The sequence below is a fragment of the Kitasatospora sp. NPDC091257 genome, assembly GCF_044757675.1.
GTDB classification, from domain to species: Bacteria; Actinomycetota; Actinomycetes; order Streptomycetales; family Streptomycetaceae; genus Kitasatospora; species Kitasatospora lactacystinica.
Genome location: NZ_JBIVVI010001222.1, coordinates 1 through 2,634, shown reverse-complemented (window position 1 = coordinate 2,634; position 2,634 = coordinate 1). Strand labels below are relative to the sequence as shown.

Annotated in this window: 2 protein-coding genes; both read right to left on the bottom strand. The window is 73.8% G+C overall.

The window, feature by feature from the left end:
- Positions 1-201 precede the first annotated feature (201 nt).
- Complete coding sequence (locus tag ACIQOV_RS36545; RefSeq protein ID WP_401055109.1) at positions 202-978, bottom strand: DUF6643 family protein; 777 nt, start codon at positions 976-978, stop codon at positions 202-204.
- Positions 979-1,438: 460 nt separating this feature from the next.
- Complete coding sequence (gene mscL, locus ACIQOV_RS36540) at positions 1,439-1,885, bottom strand: large conductance mechanosensitive channel protein MscL (protein WP_380353130.1); 447 nt, start codon at positions 1,883-1,885, stop codon at positions 1,439-1,441.
- Positions 1,886-2,634 lie beyond the last annotated feature (749 nt).

The window sequence follows — 2,634 nt, the reverse complement described above, 5'->3', positions numbered from 1 at the left end:
TCGTACGGGCCGCGCAGCATCAGCACGGCGACGGTGGAGACCAGCAGCGCCGTCCAGCCGGTCATCAGCAGCCGCTGCACCCGGCGCCGGGCGGTCCGTGGATGACCCGTTTCTCCGTTCGCCCGGCGCACGGGGCGCCGGGTGGTGCTCAGGTGGTGCGGGTTCGGGCCGTGTGGGGGACGGCCTCGGGGCGGCAGTGGCTCAGTAGCCCTGGCCCTGCGGCTGGTAGCCGCCCTGGAACTGGCCGGGCTCGCCGTACGGGCCCGGGCGCTGCGGCTGCATCGGGCGGACCGGCGCCATGGCCGGGCGCAGCTGGGCGCCGCCGAAGGACTGGTCGCCGCCCTGACCCTGGAGGCCGGGGCCGCCGGCGCCCGGCCCGCCGAAGGACTGCTGGCCGCCGAAGCTCTGCGGACCGGCGGGCTGGCCCTGGCCGAAACCGCCCTGGCCGCCGGGCTGCTGCGCGCCGAAGGTCTGCTGGCCGCCCTGGGCGCCGATGAAGGTGTTCTGGCCGCCGAAGCTCTGGCCGCCGGTCGGCTGGTAACCGCCGCCGGTGGCCTGGGCGAAGGCGGGGGCGGGGGCGCCGGGCTGCGGTCGCTGGTACGGCTGGGGGGCGCCGTAGCCGGGGACCGGCGGCTGGGGAGCGGCGTACGCCGGCGCGGGCTGCGCGGGGATGTACGCCGTGGCGGGGCCGGCGGAGGGACCGCTGCTCGGGCCGGGGCCCAGGGCGAGGCGGGCGGGCGGCAGCGCGGGGAGGTTGCTGCCGGCGTTCTCGTACCCGTTGCCGTAGCGGTTCTCGTAGGACTGGCCGGGGCCGGATCCGTAACCGGACGACAGTGCCGGCGGCAGGGCGGCCGGCACGTTGATGGGCGCGATCTGGGGGACGCCGCGCTCAGCCACGAGGCTGTCGTAGATCGGCGTGCCGGAGGAGAAGGACGGAGAGGGGTAGCCGACTCCGTCGTAGGAGCGGGGCGAGGTCATGGGCCATACGGTAAGCCCACAACGCGCCTGCTGAGGAGAGCGGGAGGGGGAGCAGTTCGAGTGTTTACACAGTCTTCGCTCGCACAAAGGTTTCGAAAGTAGGAAAGACGGACATTCCGGCGTCCGGTTCCGGACAACCTTGGCGCCCCGTCAGTGGTCGAACGGTCGCCGGACGGAGTCGCCGGAAGGCCTTGTGGTGACCGGCCGGTGGACGGTCGGGGGCCCTGCGGAGAAACTTTTTCCGGACCGGGCGTGCGCGGGCGCATTCGAGCCCCCGCCGTGGGGGCGGCGGAGGCTCGTGAATGTTTCGGGAATAAAATTCCCGTCAGTTCTCCGGGCGTTCGATTCAGGCCTGCGACCTGCCCGTGACCTGCGCCGTTGGCCCGTGACCTGCGCCGGCGGCCAGGGGCCGCCCGGGTTCCGACCCGGTGCCGGACGGGTGCCGGCCCGGTCCCGGCGGTCAGTGCGACTGCAGCGCCTGGGCCTGCGCGGGCAGGGCCGGCTTGCCGACCTCGGAGGTGCAGAAGGAGCACCGGGTCGCGGCGGCCGGGATCGGGCTCAGGCACTCCGGGCAGTCGACCTTCGAGGCCGGCGCGGGCTTGGCCGATTCGAAGCGGGCCTGGAGCTTGCCGACCGGCAGCACCACGGCGAAGTAGATGACGGCCGCGGTCAGCACGAAGCCGATGACCGCGTTGACGAAGAGGCCGTACGGGAACCGGGTGCCGGCCACGTCGAAGGTCTTCTGGGTGAAGTCGCCGACGGCACCGGACGCGACGCCGACCAGCGGGGTGAGGAAGGCGCTGACGAACCCGGTGACGACCGCGGTGAAGGCCGCGCCGATCACGATGCCGACCGCGAGGTCCACGACGTTTCCGCGCAGCAGGAAGCTGCGGAATCCCTTGAACACCGGGTGACTCCAAATCCGTACGAGGAAGGGGGAGATGGGGCGGCACGGCGGGTGCCGCCCCCGGCCGGACATCCTGCCGAGCCGCCCGGGTCGAGGTCCAACCGCGTTCACCCGAATCGGGTAACCGCCGCGGGGCCCGGCCCCGACCGGCCGGGCGGGGTGGGGGCGCTCCGCGTACCGGCCTTTCGGCGGTCGAACACCCGGCTCAACCACGCTGGGAGAAAGCGCATGTGACACCGGCACGCGCCGACCCGGGACGGCGCCGACCCGGCGCGACGGGGTGAACCGGAGCGCGGCAGGGGGCGAGGCGGGGCGCACAGTGGTCGCATCCGGCGCACGACGGCGGCCCCGTGGCGCACATCGGGTGTACAAGTGCGGGCGGATGGGCCACCATCAGGTTGCGCGAAGGGGATGTACCGGACGGAGCACTGTGCCAAGGTCGGTCCATGCCCGACCATTTGTCGGCCGATCCGGCCGGAAACCGTCCGCGTGTCCTGCATCTGATCAGCGACTCACGCCGTGGCGGCGCACAGAACTTCGCCCGTGACCTCCACCGGGAACTCGGCCGTCGGGGGCAGTCCTCCGCACTGTGCGCCCTCGCCCCGCATCCGGCCGTCCACCCCGGCCCCGTCGAGTCGAGGCGGGACTGCGCGGATCCGGGTCCCGACTCCGGCTCCGGGGACGGGGGTTCCGATTCCGCGGGCCGGGCCACCGATTCCACCGACCGGGGCCCCGACTCCGCCGGCGGG

Excerpts from the sequence above, each read along its gene's own strand:
- ACIQOV_RS36545 (WP_401055109.1), bottom strand. The coding sequence starts at position 978 with ATGACCTCGCCCCGCTCCTACGACGGAGTCGGCTACCCCTCTCCGTCC.